Annotated in this window: 19 protein-coding genes; 6 read left to right on the top strand and 13 right to left on the bottom strand. The window is 66.8% G+C overall.

What is annotated here, in order from left to right; translation table 11 throughout:
* The 5 genes from B9Y97_RS02620 to B9Y97_RS02600 form a co-directional block, all read right to left on the bottom strand.
* Nucleotides 1-1,206, bottom strand: a complete 1,206-nt coding sequence (locus tag B9Y97_RS02620; protein WP_085525293.1) for an acetyl-CoA C-acetyltransferase — start codon at nt 1,204-1,206, stop codon at nt 1-3.
* Nucleotides 1,207-1,593: 387 nt separating this feature from the next.
* Nucleotides 1,594-1,806 carry a hypothetical protein gene (locus B9Y97_RS02615; protein ID WP_085525292.1) on the bottom strand — a complete coding sequence of 71 codons (213 nt, stop codon included), beginning with the start codon at nt 1,804-1,806 and terminating at the stop codon, nt 1,594-1,596.
* Entirely contained in the window at nt 1,806-3,584 is a 1,779-nt protein-coding gene (locus tag B9Y97_RS02610; RefSeq protein WP_085525291.1) for an acyl-CoA dehydrogenase C-terminal domain-containing protein, read from the bottom strand. Before B9Y97_RS02610 ends, B9Y97_RS02615 begins: the two co-directional genes overlap by 1 nt.
* A 36-nt stretch (nt 3,585-3,620) precedes the next feature.
* Nucleotides 3,621-4,019 carry a MerR family transcriptional regulator gene (locus B9Y97_RS02605; protein ID WP_176224277.1) on the bottom strand — a complete coding sequence of 133 codons (399 nt, stop codon included), beginning with the start codon at nt 4,017-4,019 and terminating at the stop codon, nt 3,621-3,623.
* Nucleotides 4,020-4,155: 136 nt separating this feature from the next.
* Nucleotides 4,156-4,524, bottom strand: a complete 369-nt coding sequence (locus tag B9Y97_RS02600; RefSeq protein ID WP_085525290.1) for a MerR family transcriptional regulator — start codon at nt 4,522-4,524, stop codon at nt 4,156-4,158.
* Between the two features lie 139 nt (nt 4,525-4,663).
* On the opposite strand from B9Y97_RS02600, the gene B9Y97_RS02595 reads away from it, so the two are divergent.
* Genes B9Y97_RS02595 through B9Y97_RS02585 form a run of 3 tightly spaced genes read left to right on the top strand, consistent with a single transcriptional unit; the run spans nt 4,664 to nt 6,949 of the window.
* A complete protein-coding gene (locus tag B9Y97_RS02595) occupies nt 4,664-5,131 on the top strand; it encodes a PaaI family thioesterase (RefSeq protein WP_254900832.1) in 468 nt (155 codons plus the stop codon).
* Entirely contained in the window at nt 5,128-5,631 is a 504-nt protein-coding gene (locus B9Y97_RS02590; RefSeq protein WP_085525289.1) for a PaaI family thioesterase, read from the top strand. Before B9Y97_RS02595 ends, B9Y97_RS02590 begins: the two co-directional genes overlap by 4 nt.
* A complete protein-coding gene (locus tag B9Y97_RS02585; RefSeq protein WP_085525288.1) occupies nt 5,624-6,949 on the top strand; it encodes an MATE family efflux transporter in 1,326 nt (441 codons plus the stop codon). Before B9Y97_RS02590 ends, B9Y97_RS02585 begins: the two co-directional genes overlap by 8 nt.
* A gap of 29 nt (nt 6,950-6,978) precedes the next feature.
* Here B9Y97_RS02585 and arsC read toward each other — a convergent pair whose 3' ends face one another.
* The 3 genes from arsC to B9Y97_RS02570 are packed head-to-tail and all read right to left on the bottom strand — an operon-like array spanning nt 6,979 to nt 8,728.
* The gene (arsC, locus tag B9Y97_RS02580; RefSeq protein WP_085525287.1) at nt 6,979-7,326 is read right to left on the bottom strand and encodes an arsenate reductase (glutaredoxin); all 348 of its coding nucleotides are present in this window, start codon (nt 7,324-7,326) and stop codon (nt 6,979-6,981) included.
* Entirely contained in the window at nt 7,326-8,390 is a 1,065-nt protein-coding gene (locus B9Y97_RS02575) for a quinone-dependent dihydroorotate dehydrogenase (protein WP_085525286.1), read from the bottom strand. The genes arsC and B9Y97_RS02575 overlap by 1 nt, the downstream gene beginning before the upstream one ends.
* Nucleotides 8,387-8,728 carry a DUF952 domain-containing protein gene (locus B9Y97_RS02570; protein WP_085525285.1) on the bottom strand — a complete coding sequence of 114 codons (342 nt, stop codon included), beginning with the start codon at nt 8,726-8,728 and terminating at the stop codon, nt 8,387-8,389. Before B9Y97_RS02570 ends, B9Y97_RS02575 begins: the two co-directional genes overlap by 4 nt.
* A gap of 151 nt (nt 8,729-8,879) precedes the next feature.
* Between B9Y97_RS02570 and B9Y97_RS02565 the strand changes: the two genes are divergently transcribed.
* The 3 genes from B9Y97_RS02565 to B9Y97_RS02555 all read left to right on the top strand — a co-directional run bounded on the left by B9Y97_RS02565 (nt 8,880) and on the right by B9Y97_RS02555 (nt 11,769).
* Entirely contained in the window at nt 8,880-10,454 is a 1,575-nt protein-coding gene (locus B9Y97_RS02565; protein ID WP_085525284.1) for a bifunctional metallophosphatase/5'-nucleotidase, read from the top strand.
* 160 nt (nt 10,455-10,614) lie between these two features.
* Complete coding sequence (locus B9Y97_RS02560; protein ID WP_085525283.1) at nt 10,615-11,085, top strand: GFA family protein; 471 nt, start codon at nt 10,615-10,617, stop codon at nt 11,083-11,085.
* 30 nt (nt 11,086-11,115) lie between these two features.
* Nucleotides 11,116-11,769, top strand: a complete 654-nt coding sequence (locus B9Y97_RS02555; RefSeq protein ID WP_085525282.1) for an SOS response-associated peptidase — start codon at nt 11,116-11,118, stop codon at nt 11,767-11,769.
* On the opposite strand, the gene B9Y97_RS02550 is transcribed toward B9Y97_RS02555, so the two are convergent.
* From B9Y97_RS02550 to B9Y97_RS02530, 5 genes are all read right to left on the bottom strand, one after another.
* Nucleotides 11,766-13,088, bottom strand: a complete 1,323-nt coding sequence (locus tag B9Y97_RS02550) for an NAD(P)/FAD-dependent oxidoreductase (protein WP_085525281.1) — start codon at nt 13,086-13,088, stop codon at nt 11,766-11,768. The two genes, B9Y97_RS02555 and B9Y97_RS02550, sit on opposite strands and share 4 nt — an antisense overlap.
* Nucleotides 13,085-14,437 carry a glutamine synthetase family protein gene (locus B9Y97_RS02545; RefSeq protein WP_085525280.1) on the bottom strand — a complete coding sequence of 451 codons (1,353 nt, stop codon included), beginning with the start codon at nt 14,435-14,437 and terminating at the stop codon, nt 13,085-13,087. The genes B9Y97_RS02550 and B9Y97_RS02545 overlap by 4 nt, the downstream gene beginning before the upstream one ends.
* The gene (locus B9Y97_RS02540) at nt 14,434-15,246 is read right to left on the bottom strand and encodes an ABC transporter permease (RefSeq protein ID WP_085525279.1); all 813 of its coding nucleotides are present in this window, start codon (nt 15,244-15,246) and stop codon (nt 14,434-14,436) included. Before B9Y97_RS02540 ends, B9Y97_RS02545 begins: the two co-directional genes overlap by 4 nt.
* Before the next feature lie 112 nt (nt 15,247-15,358).
* The gene (locus B9Y97_RS02535; protein WP_085528062.1) at nt 15,359-16,243 is read right to left on the bottom strand and encodes an ABC transporter permease subunit; all 885 of its coding nucleotides are present in this window, start codon (nt 16,241-16,243) and stop codon (nt 15,359-15,361) included.
* Nucleotides 16,240-17,412 carry an ABC transporter ATP-binding protein gene (locus B9Y97_RS02530; RefSeq protein ID WP_254900831.1) on the bottom strand — a complete coding sequence of 391 codons (1,173 nt, stop codon included), beginning with the start codon at nt 17,410-17,412 and terminating at the stop codon, nt 16,240-16,242. Before B9Y97_RS02530 ends, B9Y97_RS02535 begins: the two co-directional genes overlap by 4 nt.
* Between the last annotated feature and the right edge of the window lie 26 nt (nt 17,413-17,438).

Genomic DNA, 17,438 nt, shown 5'->3' with positions numbered 1-17,438 from the left:
TCACACGCGTTCAATGATCGTGGCCGCGCCCATGCCCGAGCCGATGCAGAGCGTGGCAAGGCCGGTGGCGCGGTCGGTGCGTTCCATCTCGTCGAGCAGGGTCGACAGGATGATCGCGCCGGTGGCCCCGAGCGGGTGGCCCATCGCGATGGCGCCGCCGTTGACGTTCACCTTCGCGGTGTCGGCGTTGAAATAGGTCAGGAAGCGCAAGACCACCGAGGCGAAGGCCTCGTTGACCTCGAACAGGTCGATATCGGAGAACTGCATGCCAGCGGCGGCCAGCACCCGCTCGGTGGCGGGCACCGGGCCGGTGAGCATGATCGTGGGATCGGTGCCGACGCGGCTGGTGGCGACAACGCGGGCGCGCGGCTTCAGCCCGTGGCGCTCGCCGAAATCCTTCGAGCCCACCAGCACGGCCGCCGCGCCATCGGCGATGCCGGAGGAATTGCCCGCGTGGTGGATGTGTTCGATGCGCTCAAGCTCGGGGTATTTCATCAGCGCGATCTGATCGAACCCCGGCATCACCTCGCCCATCTGCTTGAAGCTGGGGTTGAGCGTGGCCAGGGTTTCGGCCGTTGTTTCGCGGATCATCTCGTCGTGTTCGAGAATCGGCAGCCCGTTGATGTCGGTCACCGCGACCTGCGACGTGAACCGGCCTTCGCTTGTGGCACGCATCGCGCGACGCTGGCTCTCGACGGCGAGCGCGTCGGCGTCGTCGCGCGAGAAGCCGAAGGTGGTGGCGATGATGTCGGCGGAGATACCCTGGGGCACGAAATAGGATTTCATCGCGAGGTAAGGGTCGGCGGCGATCGCGCCACCGTCGGAGCCCATCGGCACCCGGCTCATGCTCTCCACCCCGCCGGCGATGAAGGCGTCGCCCGCGCCGCCCTTGACCTGGTTGGCGGCCATGTTCACCGCTTCGAGGCCTGAGGCGCAGAACCGGTTGATGGAAACACCGGGGATGCGCTCGTCGAGATCGGAATAGAGCACGGCGGCGCGGGCAAGGCAGGCACCCTGTTCGCCGATTTGCGTGACGTTGCCCCAGATCACGTCTTCGACGGCGTGGCCTTCAAGCCGGTTGCGGCGGGCCAACTCGTTGAGCACCAGCGCGGACAGCCGCACGGCGGGCACCTGGTGCAGCGTGCCGTCGGGCTTGCCCTTGCCACGCGGGGTTCGGATCGCGTCGTAGATATAGGCGTCGGTCATGTCTCTCCCTTTCGAATGTCGGCGCCCGACGGCGCGGGCGGCGGTGGGGGTTTCACACCCCCACACCCCCGTGGAGTATTTTTTCCAAGAAAAAGGGGGCGTGTTCACGGATTGTTAAGGTTAACGGGCGCAGGATGGCGGTGCGGTACAGGCTGGAGAGCCGATGACCGCCCAAGGAAAAGGCCCGCCCCCTGCTGCCGATTGCACTGGCCCGGTGGAGGCGGGGCCGATACAGGCGTGAAGCGCTCACGCAGCTTCCGGTCCGGGGCCAGCCCTCGGGCCGGTTGCTCATGGCAGGTGCGCGGGCATGCGCTCCGGCAAGCGCGCGCGGCCGCCCTTTTTCTTGGCACAAATACTCATGCCGGCCTATGGATCGCGCGCAGGTGGTCACCGTTTGCGCGCCTCAAGCTCGGTGTTGAAGATCCGCAGCCGGTGGGTGAGTTTTTCCTCGTCCGTTACGCTGTCGAAATGCTCGAACAGGAAGGACAGGGCCTCGCCCTCGTCGAGGCCCGCCTCCCCGGCGAAGCGCTTCAGGCGGCGGTAGCCGTCTTCGGTCATGCCGACCTGGAAACGGCGGGTCAGGCGGAAGCGTTTGGGCATCAGAACGCCTCCGCTTCCAGCGCCATGACCGGCTCTGCGCCGCTCTCGATACGCGCAAGCTGGGTGCGCGTCTCGGGCAGGCGGCGGGCCATGTAGAACCGGCCGGTGGCGAGCTTGGCCTCGTAGAAGGCGGCGTCGCCCCGGCCTTCGTCGAGCGCCGCCCGCGCGGCCTTCGCCATCTTCGCCCACATCAGCCCGATCGCGACGTGGCCGAAGAGGTGCATGAAATCATAGGCACCGGCGAGGGCGTTGTTGGGGGCCTTCATGCTCGATTGCAGGAAGTAGCTCGTCGCGGTCTGGAGGTCTTTCGAGGCGGCCTTGAGCGGATCGAGGAACTCCGCCTTGAGCGTCGCGTCGCCTTCGTTGTCCTTGATGAAGCCTTTCACCATCTCGAAGAAGGCCATCATTGGCTTGCCACCACCGGCGGCGAGCTTGCGGCCGACGAGATCGAGCGCCTGGATGCCGTTGGCGCCCTCGTAGATCATCGCGATCCTCGCGTCGCGAGCGAACTGGCTCATGCCGTGTTCCTCGATGTAGCCATGCCCGCCGTAGAGCTGCTGCGACTGCACCGCGGTTTCGAAGCCGCGGTCGGTCTGCACGCCCTTGATCACCGGGATCAGCAGGCTCACCAGCGCTTCCGCCTCGGCGTCGTCCATCCGCTGGGACCGGTCGATCAGCTCGGCGGCCCAGAAGGTGAGGGCGCGCGCGCCCTCGATGAAGCTCTTGCTCTCCATCAGCACCCGGCGCACGTCGGGGTGGACGATGATCGGGTCGGCCGGGCCTTCGGGGTTTTCCGGACCTGTCACTGCGCGGCCCTGCAGACGTTCGCGGGTATAGGCCGCGGCGTTCTGATAGGCCGCCTCGGCCTGCGCCAGCCCTTGCACGCCGACCGCAAGGCGGGCTTCGTTCATCATCGTGAACATCGCCCGCAGCCCCTTGTGCGGCTCGCCCAGCAAATAGCCGGTGGCCCCATCGTAGTTCATCACGCAGGTGGCGTTGCCGTGGATGCCCATCTTTTCCTCGATGTTGCCCACGGTCACCGCGTTGCGCGCACCGAGGCTGCCATCGTCGTTGACCAGCACCTTGGGCACGATGAACAGCGAGATGCCTTTCACGCCGTCGGGGCCGCCGGGGATCTTGGCAAGCACGAGGTGGACGATGTTCTCGGCAAGGTCATGTTCGCCGGCGGAAATGAAGATCTTGGTGCCGGTGATCCTGTAGCTGCCATCGTCCTGCGGCTCGGCCTTGGTGCGCATCAGGCCGAGATCGGTGCCGGCGTGCGGTTCGGTCAGGTTCATCGTGCCGGTCCACTCGCAACTGACCATCTTCGGCAGCCACGTGCGTTTCTGGTCCTCGGTGCCATGGGCGCGGATCGCGGAATAGGCACCGTGGGTGAGGCCGTGATACATGTTGAGCGCCATGTTGGCGGCGGCGAAGATCTCGCCCATCGCGGTGCCCATCAGGTGCGGCATGCCCTGGCCGCCATATTGCTCGTCACAATCCAGCGTGGTCCAGCCGCCCTCGCGCAACTGGTCGAAGGCCTCCTTGAAGCCAGCGGGCGTGCGGACCACGCCGTTTTCCAGCCGGCAGCCTTCGCGGTCGCCCGACTGGTTGAGTGGCTGGAACACTTCCGAAGCGAGCTTGCCGCCTTCCTCGAGGATCGCGGCGGTGGTTTCGGGGTCGAGCGCATCGTAGCCGGGGATGTCGGCGGTCTGGGCGCTGAGCACCTCGTGCAGCACGAAGGCCATGTCGCGGGTGGGGGGGGTATAGCTCGGCATGGGGGGAACTCCTCGTTTCGGCCCGGGGTGTCGGGGCTATTCGGCGGCGTCGTCGTGGTCCATCGAGGCGAGCATGCGCGCGCCCCAGTCGATCTGTTCGGAGAGGTCACGGATGGCCTCGTCAAGTTCGGCGCGCTGGGCCTTGAGGTCGGACAGGTGCTTGCGTGCCCGGTCCATCGTGGCGCGATATTGCGTCTGCTGCTGGTCGCCGATGTCGTAGAGATCGAGCAACTGGCGGATCTCTTCCAGCGGGAAGCCGAAGCGTTTGCCGCGCAGGATGAGTTTCAGGCGGGCCTGATCGCGGCGCGAGAACAGCCGTTTCTGACCCTCGCGCCGGGGCGCAAGCAGCTCCTTGGATTCGTAGAACCGCAGGGTTCGGGCGGTTACCCCGAAGCTGTCGCACATCTCGCGGATCGTCATTTCGTCACGGCTCATCGCATGCCCTCTCGCTTGCCGCCTGGCGGCTCGATGTGGCCATGATGCACGGCTTTACGTTTACGTCAACGTCATGAGACGGCGATCGCGGGTCGTGACGTTGCGTCTCGCGCGGATGTGAAACGGAACCGGCCGGTCAGTCGAGGTCGCGCGCGACCTCGTCGCGCAAGGCTTCAAGCTCGTCGCGGGCGGCACGCAGATCGGTGATCTGCGCGTCGAGCTTGCCAAGCTGGTCGGTCGCCGCCTCGACCCAGGCGCGCATCTGCGCCTCGGTGCCCTGGTGGTCGTAGATTTCGAGCCACTGGCGGACCTGTTCGAGCGAGAACCCGAAGCGCCGCCCGCGCATGATCAGCGTCATGCGCGCCACCTCGCGCGCGCCGAAAAAGCGGCTTCGGCCCTGTTTTTCGGGCCGGAGCAACTCGATGTATTCGTAATAGCGCAAGGTGCGCGGGGTCACGTCGAACCGCGCGCACATCTCCTTGAAGCTGAGCTTTTCCTCGGTCATTGCCTCGTATCCGCCATTCGCTCCGAACCTAGGGATGGTCGAGGCGGCTGGCAACAGGGCCAGTGCCGCCCTGTAGTTGGGGGTTGCCCCGCCTGCCGCGAGGGCGAATAAACGGGCGAAGGAAACCGGGGAGACCGCCGTGCCGGAGCAAGGACCTGACCGCAAGGCCGAAATCGCGCGCCAGTTCATCGAGGCAATCCCGCATTCGCGCGAACTGGGGATGCGGCTCGAGGAGATCGGTGGCGGCGTGGCCGTGATCTCGATGCCGTGGGATGCGCGCTTCGTCGGCGACCCGAAAACCGGGGTGATCCACGGCGGCGCGGTCTCGGCGCTGATGGATACCTGCTGCGGTGCGGCGGTGATCTCTGCGGAAAAGACCCCGGGCCAGACCGCGACGCTCGATCTGCGGATCGACTACATGCGCCCCGCCACGCCAGGTCAGCGGATCGTGGCGCGGGCGACCTGCTACCACGTGACCCGCTCGGTGGCCTTCGTGCGCGCCGTGGCCCATGACGATGATGCCGAGGTCCCGGTGGCGAGTGCGGCGGGCGCCTTTACCGCCGGGTCTGGTGAAGACCGTCGCCCGAGCACGGAGGCGATCTCGTGAAGCGGCCGGAACCGGTGGGGGTGATCAAGCAACGGCGCGACGCGGCACTGGCGCGGCTGGTGGGCGGCGTGCCCTATATAAGCTGGCTCGGGATCGCGTTCGAACGCAAGGGCGACGAGTTGACCGCCACGCTGCCGTTTGCCGAGAAGCTGATCGGCAACCCGATGTTGCCGGCGATCCACGGCGGGGTGACGGCGGCCTTTCTCGAATCCACTGCGACCATGGAGCTGGCTTGGCAGATGTTGTGGGACGTGGTCGAGAGCAAGCAGCTCGACCCCGAGGAAATCACCGCCGAAACCATGCCACGCCTGCCCAAGACGATTGATTTCACCGTCGACTACCTGCGGCCCGGCTTGCCGCGCGATGCCTATGCCCGCGCCCGCGTGGTGCGTTCGGGGCGCCGGTACGCCAGCGTTCAGGTCGAGGCCTGGCAGGACAACCGCGGCAAGCTGTTCGCCGCTGCAACCGGGCATTTCCTGATGCCGTCGCGTGATGGCTGAGGCCGTCCCGTCTCGCCCCGTCACCCATTCCCGCGTGCTCAGGATCGCCGTGCCGGTGGTGTTGGCCAATATCTCGGTGCCGATCCTCGGCGCGGTCGATACCGGGGTTGTGGGGCAGTTGGGCGAGGCGGTGCCGATCGGCGCGGTGGGCATCGGCGCGGTGATCCTCACGGCGATCTACTGGATGTTCGGCTTTCTGCGCATGGGCACGGCGGGGCTTACGGCGCAGGCGCATGGCGCCGGCGACAGGGCGGAAGTGGCCGCGCTGCTGACCCGGGTGCTGATGATCGGATTGGTCGCCGGGGTGGCGTTGATCGTCTTGCAGGGTCCATTGTTTTTCAGCGCTTTCCTGGTCTCGCCCGCCACCGCGGAAGTCGAGGTGCTGGCGGCGCGCTACATGGAAATCCGGGTCTGGTCGGCCCCCGCCGCGATCGCGCTCTTTGGCATCATGGGCTGGCTGATCGCGCAGGAGCGCACCCGCGAATTGCTGGTGGTGCAGGTTACGATGAACCTCGTCAACATCGTGCTCGACCTGGTGTTCGTGCTCGGCCTCGATTGGGGGGTTGAAGGCGTGGCCTTCGCCACCTTCCTCGCCGAATGGCTCGGGCTCGGGCTCGGCCTGTGGTTCTGCCGCGCCGCCTTCCGCCAACCGGCCTGGCGCGACTGGCCGCGGGTGTTCGACCGGGTCCGGCTGGCCCGGATGACCCGGGTCAACACCGATATCCTGATCCGCAGCCTGCTGCTGGAAGCCATCGTCGTCAGCTTCATGTTCTTCGGGGCGGGCTTTGGCAACGTGACGCTGGCGGCCAACCAGGTGCTGGTGCAGTTCCTGCACATCTCCGCCTTCGCGCTCGACGGTTTCGCTTTCGGGGCCGAGAGCCTCGTTGGCCAGGCGCTGGGCGCGAAAAATCGCGCGGCGCTGCGGCGCTCGGCCATCGTCACCTCGGTCTGGGGCGGGGTGATGGCGCTGGCGATGGCGGCGGGGTTCCTGCTGCTCGGCGGGCCGATCATTGACGCGATGGCGAAAGACCCGGACGTGCAGGCGGCGGCGCGCGCCTACCTGCCGTGGATGGTGGCCGCGCCGTTGCTCGGCTGGGCCCCGTGGATGCTCGACGGAATCTTCATCGGTGCCACGGCAACGCGAGAGATGCGCAACACAACCGCGCTTTCGGTTGTCATCTACCTCGGCGCGCTTGCGTTGCTGATGCCGCCTTTTGCCAACCACGGGCTCTGGATCGCCTACCTGGTCTCCTACGTCGCGCGCGGCGTGGGGCTCGGGCTGCGATACCCGGCGCTGGAGGCCGGGGCCGACCGTTGACAGCGCCTGCCGCCGAAGCGTCGAGTGGCTCAGAGGATGTCGAGCACGGCTTCGGGCGGGCGGCCGAGCCGCGCCTTGCCTCCCGACAGCACGATCGGCCGCTCGATGAGCTTTGGCACCTCGGCCATGGCGCGGATCAGCACCGCGTCGTCACTGTCGCGCGAAAGCCCCATGGCGTTGAACTCGGGCTCCCTGGTGCGCATCGCCTCGATCGGCTTCAACCCCAGATCGGCGAGCACGGCGCGGATCTCGTCTTCGCTCGGGGCCTCGTCGAGATAGCGCCGCACCTGGGGGCTGATGCCCTTCTCCTCGATCAACGCCAGCGTCTGGCGGCTCTTGGAACAGCGCGGATTGTGCCAGATTGTCACCTCGGCCATCAAAGCCAATCTCCTCTCTGTGTGCCCACGGCCTCCGAGACATGAGCGAATCCGTCGCGCGCGAGCAAGGCTTCCAGCCCTTTGACGATGTCGTCCACGAGGCTGAGCCCGTGGTAGACAAGCGCGGAATAGACCTGCACGGCAGCGGCACCGGCGCGGATCTTGGCATAGGCGTCTTCGGCGCTGGAAATGCCGCCTACGCCGATGAGCGGCAGGTGTCCCTGCGTGAGCGCCGAAAGGCGCGCCAGAACTCGAGTGGATTTTTCGAACAATGGAGTGCCGGAAAGCCCGCCTTGCTCGCTCTTGTTTGCACTTTTCAAACCTTCGCGGTCGAGCGTGGTGTTGGTCGCGATGATCCCGTCGAGCCGGACCTCGCGGGCCACCTCGGCAATGGCCTCGATCTCTTCGCCGTCCAGATCGGGGGCGATCTTGAGGAAGACGGGCAGGAACTTCGGCTGCGACTGGCGCTCTTCCAGCACCCGGGTGAGCAGCGCGCGCAGCGCCACCGGGCCTTGCAGATCGCGCAGCCGCTCGGTGTTGGGCGACGAGACGTTGACGGTGACAAAATCGACATGCGCGCCGCAGGTTGCGAGCACCTTGACGAAATCGCCGGCGCGGTCATCGCTGTCCTTGTTGGCCCCGAGATTGAGCCCGATCGGCACCGGGTGGGTCCGGCAGCGCCGGGTCAGCCGGGCGGCGGCGGCCTCCATGCCTTCGTTGTTGAACCCCATGCGGTTGATGATCGCGTCGTCCTCGTAGAGCCGGAACAGGCGTGGTTTCGGGTTGCCCGGTTGCGGCCGCGGTGTCACCGCGCCGACCTCGACAAAACCAAAGCCCGACCGCGCCAGCGCATCGACCACCTCGGCGTTCTTGTCGTAGCCCGCCGCCAGCCCGACCGGGTTGGGCAGCTTGAGCCCGGCGACGGTGGTTTCGAGCGCCGGGCTGCTGTGCAACCCCGGCACCGGGGCCACGCCCGCCTTCAGCGCCATCAGCGAAAGGCCATGGGCGGTCTCGGGACCGAACCGGTGCAGAACCGCCATGCCAAGGCGCTCGAAGGGGGTCATGTCATCGCTCCGGGAAAGCTGTGCGCGCCGTTGCGGCCCAGTGGCAGGGGATGGGTCCAGACCACGTCGGTGGCGTCAAGCTCGCGGTAGAGGTGAGGAAACAGCGCGCCGCCGCGCGAGGGTTCCCAGCGCAGGTCGGTGCCGAGCCGGCCTGCATCGACCGCCACCAGCACCAGCCCGTCTTCGCCTGCGAAGTGTTTCGCCGCCGTCTCCGCCGCCTGTTCGGCGGTGGAGAAATGGATGAACCCGTCGGCCAGGTCGACGGCTGCGCCCGGCGTGCTGCCCGCTGCTTCGAAGGCCGCCCACTCGGGGCTCCGGAAAATCTTGTAGATCAGCATGAAGGCTCATTTGCCCGCGCCGCGCGCCCACGTCAAGGCGGCGCTGTCACGCAGGCGTCACGCGACCATGCGATCTGAACCGCATGTTCAGCTTTGACAGGTGCGGCCGACTCGCGCCAAGCTTGCACCGGTTCAATCACAGGGGGCACCCATGACCACTCGTCTTCTCGCATCCGTCGCCGTGCTGGCGCTGACCACCGGCACCGCATGGGCGGATTATACCCTCACCATCCTGCACACCAACGACCTGCACAGCCGGATCGAGCCGATCTCGAAATACGATTCGACCTGCCCGGAGGAGGACAACGAAGCGGGGGAATGCTTCGGCGGCTATGCCCGGGTGAAAACCGCCGTGGACGCGGCCCGCGCCGCGCTGGAAGGAAGCAACGTGGTGCTGATGGACGCGGGCGACCAGTACCAGGGCTCGCTGATGTACACCACGCACAAGGGCGCGGTCGAGGCCGAGATGATGGGCCGTGTCGGCTACGAGGTGATGGCGGTCGGCAACCACGAATTCGATGACGGCCCCGAGGGGCTGCTCAAGCTGATCGACGGGGTCGATTTCCCGGTGATCTCGGGCAACGTCGATGTGAGCCAGTCCAATATCCTTGCCGACAAGGTGCAAAACCACGCCGTTATGGAGATTGGCGGCGAGCGGATCGGGGTGATCTCGGCGCTGGCCACCGACACCGCCGAGACCTCGAGCCCGGGGCCGAACGTTATTTTCCAGGACGTGATCGACAGCCTCAAGGCCGACGTGGCCGCGCTGGAGCGCGAGGGCGTGAACAAGATCATCGCGCTCACCCATATCGGCTTCGTGCATGATCTCGAGATCGCCGAACAGGTGCCCGGGATCGACGTGGTGGTGGGCGGCCATTCGCATACGCTGATGTCGAACAGCGTGGAAGGCGCCGAGCCCTATCCGACGATGGTGGGCGACGTGCCGGTGGTGCAGGCCTATGCCTACTCGAAGTATCTCGGCCAGCTCACCGTCACCTTTGACGACGCGGGCGAGGTGATCGCGGCCGAGGGCGAGCCGCTCCTGCTCGACGCCGCGGTGGCGGAAGACGCCGAGATCAAGGCCCGCGTGGCCGAACTGGTCGCGCCGATCGACGAGATGCGCAAGGAGGTGGTGGCCGAGACCGCCGAGCCGATCGACGGCGAGCGCGACTCCTGCCGGGCGATGGAATGCCAGATGGGCACCCTCGTGGCCGATGCCATGCTCGAACGCGTGGCCGACCAGGGCATCCAGATCGCGATCCAGAACGGCGGCGGTCTGCGCGCCTCGATCGACGCCGGGCCGGTGACGATGGGCGAGGTGCTCACGGTGCTGCCGTTCCAGAACACGCTCTCGACCTTCTACGTCTCGGGCCAGACCGTGATCGACGCGCTGGAGAACGGCGTGAGCCAGCTCGAGGAAGGCGCGGGCCGCTTCCCGCAGGTGGCGGGGCTGAAGTTCGCCTTCGATGCCGCCGCCGAGCCGGGCGCGCGGATTTCGGACGTGATGGTGGCCGACGGGATGGACTGGAAGCCGATCGACCCGGAAGCAAGCTATGGCCTCGTGTCGAACAACTACGTGCGCAACGGCGGCGACGGCTACCGGATGTTCGTCGATGCCGACGAGGTCTATGATTTCGGCCCCGACCTTGCCGACGTGCTGGCTGAATACCTCGCCGAGCGCTCGCCCTACACGCCCTTCATCGACGGGCGGATCAGCGCGAAGTAAGCGCGGGCGCGGATCCAGATTGTGCGGGCCCTTCGGGGCCCGCGCTTGTTCTGGTCGGATCGCTGACGCAATCCGACCGGGGCGAGGGGGTCTACCCCTCGCGCTCCCCGGAGTATTTGTGCCAAGGTAAAGGACAAGACAGGACAAGGGGAGGCGTGCGATGGAGGGGCGGTGCAGTTGCGGGGCGGTGGGCTATCGGTTGCGGGAGGCACCGCTGGTGGTGCATGCCTGCCATTGCACCTGGTGCCAGCGCGAGAGCGGCTCGGCTTTCGGGCTGAACGGGATGATCGAGAGCCGCCTTATCGAAGTGACGCGCGGGGCACCGGAGGCGATGGAACTTCCCAGCGCCTCGGGCCGGGGCCAGAGGGTGATGCGTTGCCCCGATTGCGGCGTGGCGCTCTGGGCCAGCTACCACGGCACGGGGCCGGCGTTTTCCTATGTCAAGATGGGCACGCTTGAGGCGACCGGCGCGGTGCGCCCGGACGTGCATATCTATACCTCGACGAAACAGGACTGGGTGCAAATCCCCGAAGGCATGCCATCGTTCGAGGGGTTCTACCGCCCAAGCGAGGTGTGGCGGCCCGAAGCCTATGCGCGGTTCAAGGCCGAGCGGGCGCGCACGGCGGGTTGATCTCGCCCGCGTTGCTGCCAGACTGGGGCGATGTGCGGACGCATGGCCAATACGCTGCCCCCCGATTCCGTGGCGAAGCTGTTCGACGCGGCGCCCGCGAATGCGCTGCCGCCGGTGCCCGACTATAACGTCTGCCCGACGCAAGCGGTGGCGGTGGTGACCGCTGATCCGGGGCGCAGGCTGAGGCCGATGCGCTGGGGATTCATCCCGCATTGGTATGACAGCCCGACCGACGGGCCCTTGCTGATCAACGCCCGCGCCGAGACCGTTGCCGAGAAACCCGCGTTCCGGGCTGCCTGCCGCGAGCGGCGCTGCCTTGTGCCAGTGACGGGGTTCTACGAATGGCACCGCAGCGGAGGGGCGAAGCTGCCATGGTTCGTGCAGCGCGCCGACGGGGTGCCGCTGGTGCTGGCGGGGATCTGGCAGGAGTGGGGCGCGGACCACGCGCCGACCTTCGCCATCGTCACCACCGAGGCCAACGCGGCGATGGCACCGATCCATCACCGCATCCCGGTGGTGATCGAACAGGGTGACTGGGGGTTGTGGCTGGGCGAGGAAGGCAAGGGGGCTGCGCGTCTGATGCATCCGCCGGGTGAGGATGTGCTGGCGTTTCACCGGGTCTCGACGCGGGTGAATTCCAACCGCGCCGAGGGACCGGAACTGATCGAGCCGGTGGCGGATTAGAGCCGGTCGCGCAGCCAAAGGAGCGGGGTGGCCGCGAAGAAGAGCGCGCGGCGGTGGCGGCCGAGCGGGAAGCGGCCGAGCGGGGCTTGCATCACCGAAGGGTAGGGCAGGGCGGGCGTTTCTCCCCGGATCAGGCTGGCGATGAGCGCGCCGGAATAGCTCGCCATCGCCACGCCGTTGCCGTGGTAGGCCATGGCGATCCAGGCGTTGTCCATCCCCGGCACCGGGCCGACGAAAGGCGTCAGCCCACGCGACAGGTTGACGAGACCGGACCATTCATGCGCGATTTCCACGCCGGCCCAGGCCGGGAACATCGCGGCGAAATCGGCGCGGATTTTCCGCGCGATGCGGGCCTCGGCACCGGCGGTGGCGCGGTAGCCGCCGCGCATGCCGAAGAGAAAGCGGCCATCGGGCATCAGCCGGAAATAATGCAGAAGCTCGCGGCTGTCGTAGGCCATCAGGTCAGATGTCCAGCCCTGGGCGGCGCGTTCGGCGGCGCTGAGCGGGCGGGTGACGATCACGCTCGATTGCAAAGGCAGTGTGCGGCCGGCAAGCCAGGGCGGCAGGTCTTCCGAAGAATAGCCGTTGGTGGCGATGAGCAGGCAGCGGGCGCGGAGCGTGCCGCCGGGCGTGGCGAGGCGGTAGCTGCCGGCCTCGGTCCGGATCGCGGTGACGGGGGAACGGGCGCGGATATCGGCACCTGCGGTTGCCGCCGCGCGGGCGAGACCCGCGGCATAGGCGCCCGGATCGAGGCCGAACCCCGCCTTGACATGCAGTCCGCCGTGGATACCGCGCGCGGTCAGCCCGCGCTCGGCCAGGGCCTCGGGCGGCAGCACCTCGGCCCGTACGCCGCGCGCCTCCAGCCAGGTGGCCTCCGCGCCGAAGCCCCGGTACACGCGCGGGCGGTGGGCCAGCACCACCTCGCCGTCGGAATGGACATGCGCCTCGATGCCGTGCGCCTCGATCAGCCCGGCGACGAGGGCGATGGCCCGTTTCTGGGCCTCGAACCACAGATCGGCCTCGGCGCGTCCGAAGCGGCGGGCGAGCACGGCATCGGGCGCTTTCGCGCCGCCAAGGCAGCAAAAGCCGCCGTTGCGCCCCGAGGCACCCCAGCCTGGCGCATTCGCTTCCAGCACGGTGACGGAAACACCCGCGCTTGCGAGATGCAGCGCGGCCGACAGGCCGGTATAGCCGCCTCCGATCACCGCGACCTCGGTTTCGGCGTCGCCTTCCAGCGCGGGCCAACCCGCGTCCAACGCCCAGGCGCACTGCGCCCGGGGGGCATCGGCGTAGGCGCGGGGTTCCCAGATCCGGTTCACAGCCGCCCGAGGTAGGTACGATACTCGATCTGGCTGATCGCGGTGGTGAGCTGGGAGATCTCGTCGCGGCGCACGGCGGTGTAGATATCGCGGTACTGCGCGCCGAACACCTGCGCGGCGATCTCGGAATCGGAGAAGGTCTCGACCGCGGTGGCCCAGTCGGCAGTGAGCGGTTCGCCGTGGGTGCCGTTCTCGTCGTCGAGCGGCAGCGGCAGCGGCAGATCGGGGTTTTCCAGCCCGTGCAGCATGCCGCCGAGGATCGCCGCGAGCACGAGATAGGGGTTGGTATCGGCCCCGGCGATGCGGTGTTCGAGCCGGGCCCCGGGGCCGCTGACTTCCGGCAGGCGGATGGCGGCGGCGCGGTTGTCGATCCCCCAGTCGGGCGCGTGCGGGGCGAAGGAGGCAGGCTGGAAGCGGCGGTAGGAGTTCATGTGCGGCGCGAAGATCGCCTGCAGATCCGCCATGGTGACAAGGGTTCCGGCGACCGCCTGCCGGAGCAGCGGCGAAGGGCCCTCGGTGCCATCGTCGAAAACATTGTGGCCGGCCTCGTCGATCAGCGAGATATGGGCATGCATCCCGTTGCCCGGATGATCGGCATAGGGTTTGGCCATGAAGGTGGCGCTCATGCCGTGGCGGCGCGCGGTGCCGCGCACCAGCCGGCGGAAGAACAGCGCATCGTCGGCGGCGGCGAGCGCGTTGTCGGTATGGTGGAAGTTGATCTCGAACTGGCCCGGCCCGTATTCGGCGATCAGCGTGTCGGGCGCCATGCCCTGCGCATAGGCACCGTCGAGAATATCGTCGAGAATGGCCTGGGTCCGGTCGAGCACTTCGAGATCGTAGTTCTGCGCGAGCGGCGAGCGCTCGGGCGGCTCGGGGGCGTCTTCACGGGCGTCACGCGGCTTGTAGAGGTAGAACTCAAGCTCTGTGGCCACGACCGGGGTGAGACCGCGCTCGCGGAAGCGGCCCAGCATCTTTTCGAGTTGGAAGCGGGGCGAGAACTGGGCGACCTCGCCGGTTTCATCGTCCATCTCGACCAGAACCTGGGCCACTTTCTGCCCGTTCGCGGCCCAGGGCACCGGCCGCAGCGTGCCGGGCACCGGGTAAAGCCGGCCGTCGGGATCGCCGACGATGATGCCAAGGCCAGTCGCCTCCACCTCTTCGCCGAGGATGTTGGGGGCATAGGTCGAGAGCGGCAGCCGCACGCCGCCTTCCGACAGCTTGATCTCGTCGTCGCCGGGCAACCACTTGCCACGCAGGACGGCGTTGATATCGCAGAGCATCAGCTCCACGCGGTCGGGGCGGCCCTGCGTTTTGCAATAGGCCGCGTATTCGTCAAGAAAGTCGTTCATTGGTCTGCCCGGTTTTCCTCGGCGATGCGCTTCATGATCGAGCGCTTGGAAATCAGCGAGGTGGTGATGACGCCCACGGTCACAATCCCGATCAGGATCGCCGAGAGCGCGTTGATCTCGGGTGAGACGCCGAGGCGCACCGCCGAGAAAATCTTGATCGGCAGGGTCGTTGCCGAAGGGCCGGAGGTGAAGGAGGCGATCACGAGGTCGTCGAGCGACAGCGTGAAGCCGAGGAGCCAGCCGGAGATCACCGCCGGCGCGATGATCGGCAGGGTGACGGAGCGAAAGGCGTCCCACCGGGTACAGCCGAGATCGCGGGCGGCCTCCTCCAGCGAGCGGTCGAAGGCGACCAGCCGCGAGGTGACGACCACCGCGACGAAAGCCATCGAGAAGGTGGTATGGGCGAGGATGATCGTCAGCATGCCGCGGTCGAGCCCGATCGAGATGAACAGGAGCAGGAGCGAGAGCCCGAGGATCACCTCGGGCATCACCAGCGGTGCGTAGAGCATGCCGGAAAACAGCGTGCGCCCGAAAAATCTTCCGCCGCGCACCAACACGTAGGCCGCCGCCGTGCCGAGCACCGTCGCCAGGAGAGACGAGACCAGCGCGACCCGCAGGGTGACCCAGGCGGCATCGAGAAAGGCCTCGTTGCGGAACAACTCGCCATACCAGCGCACCGAGAACCCGGCCCAGACGGTAACCAGCTTGTTGGCGTTGAACGAATAGATCACCAGCACCAGCATCGGGATGTAGAGAAAGGCAAACCCGAGGGTGAGCGATGTGGCGTTGAACCAGGAGATCCGTCTCATCGGCGCGCCTCCGCCGGGGTGGATTGCGCCACCGTGCCCGGTTCGGTCGTGCCACCCTGCCGGGAAACGTGGGTTTCCCGGGCCGCTTTCCGGATCGCGAAGCGCGCGGTCGTCATACGTCGCTCTCCCACTGCTTTTCTTCGTTCTTGATGAAGAGCACGATCGGGATGATCAGGATCAGGAGCAGGATGATCGCCACGGCGCTCGCCACCGGCCAGTCGCGGTTGGAGAAGAATTCCTCCCAGAGCACCTTGCCGATCATCAGCGTGTCGGAGCCGCCGAGCAGGGTGGGGATGACAAACTCGCCCATCACCGGGATGAACACGAGAAAGCTGCCGGCGATGATACCCTGCTTGGAAAGCGGGATCGTGATCAGCCAGAACGCCTTCATCCGCGAACAGCCGAGGTCTTCGGCCGCTTCAAGCAGGCTGTCGTCGAGCTTTTCGAGCGCGGCATAGAGCGGCAGGACCATGAACGGCAGGTAGGTATAGACGATGCCGATATAGACGGCGGTGTTGGTGTTGAGAATGGTGAGTGGATCGACGCCGAACACGGACAGGAACTGGTTGAGAAACCCCTCCTGCGAAAGGATCGCCTTCCAAGCGTAGACCCGGATCAGGAACGAGGTCCAGAACGGCAGGATCACCAACATCAGCAGCGTCGGACGCCATTCGTCGGGCGCGCGGCTCATCGCGTAGGCGATCGGGTAGCCGACGGCGAGGGTGAGGAGCGTCGAGATCACCGCGATCTGGAGCGACGAGAGATAGGCCTTCCAGTAGAGGCTGTCGGTGGTGAGGAAGATGAAATTGTCGACATCCAGAGCCGACCACCATTCCGTGAAGCCTTCCCAGCCGCGCGCAAGGTCGAGCGTCGGGGTATAGGGCGGGATCGCCAGCGCGGTATCGGACAGGCTGATCTTGAGCACGATCAGGAAAGGCACGAAGAACAGCAGCAGCAGCCACAGGTAGGGCAGGGCTATGAGCGCCACGCGCCTCATTTCGTCAGCACCACGCCCGCGGTCTCGCGCCACGAGAGCCAGACCTCGTCTTCCCAGGTGAAATCGCGCCGGTCGAGACGGGTCGAATTGGTCATCGCCGCCTTCACCATCTGCCCGCCGGCAAGCTCGACATGGTAGGTCGAGACATTGCCGAGATAGCCGATGTCGATGATCGTGCCATGGGCGGCATTGGCGCGGTCGTCGGGCCGGTCGGGGCTGACACGGATCTTTTCCGGGCGGATCGCGTAGCTGACCTTCGTACCGTCGGCGATATCCTGCAGAACCTCTGCGCTGATTGGCGGCTCGCTTTCGGAATAGCGGATCTCGCCGCGGTCCGGCCCGGTGCGATGAAACTGCCCTTCGAGCAGGTTCACATCGCCGATGAAGTCGGCCACGTAAACCGAGTTCGGTGCTTCGTAGACCCGTGCGGGGGTGTCGACCTGGATCACCTTGCCGTGGTCCATCACCGCGATGCGGGAGGCGACTGTCATTGCCTCTTCCTGGTCATGGGTGACGATCACGAAAGTGGTGCCGGTCTTCTCCTGGATGTCCATCAGCTCGAACTGGGTTTCCTCGCGCAGCTTGCGGTCGAGCGCGCCGAGCGGTTCATCGAGCAGGAGCAGTTTGGGGGCCTTGGCCAGCGAGCGGGCAAGGGCCACGCGCTGGCGCTGGCCGCCCGAAATCTGGTGCGGCTTGCGGCGGGCGAATTTTTCGAGCCGGGTGAGGCGCAGCATTTCCTCCACCCGCGCCGCGATGCGATCCTTCGACAGCTTGTCGCGCTTGAGGCCGAAGGCGATGTTGTCCCAGACCGAAAGGTGCGGAAACAGCGCGTAGCTCTGGAACATCATGTTCACCGGCCGCTCGTTTGGCGGCACGCCGCCAAGGTCCTGTCCGCCGAGCAGGATCTCGCCCGTGCTGGGGCGCTCGAAGCCCGCGAGCATGCGCATCAACGTGGTCTTGCCGCAGCCCGAGGGGCCGAGCAGGGCAAAGAACTCACGCTCGTAGATGTCGAGGGTGAGGTCGTCGATCGCAACGAAATCCCCGAATTTCTTGGTGACGCCGCGAAACTTGATCAGCGGCACCGCCTGCGGGTCTTCCCACGGGGCATAGATAACCTGGGAGGGTTTGCGGGGTTTCTCCGCCATGCGCGCCTCGACACTGTCCGACATGAAAGAAAACGGGCCCCCGCGCGGGA

The organism is Maritimibacter sp. HL-12 (genome assembly GCF_900177545.1).
Taxonomy (GTDB): Bacteria; Pseudomonadota; Alphaproteobacteria; order Rhodobacterales; family Rhodobacteraceae; genus Sinisalibacter.
This window is presented reverse-complemented; position numbering and strand designations above follow the sequence as displayed.